The 896-nt window shown below is 49.6% G+C and carries 1 protein-coding gene; it reads left to right on the forward strand.

Going from position 1 to position 896, the window contains the following annotated elements; genetic code table 11:
- The coding region (locus P5G61_RS31820; RefSeq protein ID WP_301250123.1) for an IS30 family transposase at positions 1 to 896 on the forward strand (896 nt) is incomplete at both ends.

Genomic DNA, 896 nt, shown 5'->3' on the forward strand with positions numbered 1-896 from the left:
GGCAAAAGCTCAAGAGCTATTGCAAAAGAACTGGGGAGGCATTCGTCCACGATTTGCCGTGAACTAGATCGTGCTAATTCATCGTATCCCTATCAGGCAGAACACGCTCAGAACGCTTATGAGAAGCGTCGTCAATCCTCTGTCTCTTCAGGTAAATGGTCAGACACCTTAGCTGCTTCACTGGAGGAAAAACTGAAGGCAACGTGGTCTCCGGAACAGATCAATCAACGCTTCCGTACCGAAGGCTTGCCAGCAGTATCCTTCAAAACGATCTATCGCTGGATCTACGCAGGTCGACTGGTTCAAGGCACGTTACAGGCTCTCCGGCACAAAGGAAAGCGTCAGAAACCCGCAGAAAATCGCGGTAAATTTGCCATTGGCAGATCCATTTCGGATCGTCCCCAAGAGGTTCGTTCTCGTGAAACGTTTGGGCACTGGGAACTGGATACCGTCGTATCAGGTCGTGGGAAAAGTAAGGGATGCATAGCCACGCTCATTGAACGCAAAACCCGTCTATATACCGCCATTCTCATGCCTGATCGCACCGCTTTGTCTATGGAAATTGCGCTTGGTGTAGCCATCTCACAGTATCCCACAGGCACTTTCCTCACCGCCACGGCTGACCGGGGAAAGGAGTTTGCATGCTATGCCAATCTGGAAACAAGCCATGACCTGCACGTTTATTTTGCTGATCCATATTCGTCTTGGCAACGCGGTTCCAATGAGAATGCGAATGGATTGCTTCGAGAGTTTTTCCCGAAAGGCACCGATCTCGCTCAAGTTGAGGATGAAGATCTTGCCAATTCACTAGATCTAATAAACCACAGACCACGAAAATGCTTGGGTTGGAGAACCGCTCACGAATCTTTCACAGAGGAACTGTCGCACTTGGTTTG

Origin of the sequence: Paenibacillus vandeheii, assembly GCF_030433635.1 — a bacterium.
Lineage (GTDB): Bacteria > Bacillota > Bacilli > Paenibacillales > Paenibacillaceae > Paenibacillus > Paenibacillus vandeheii.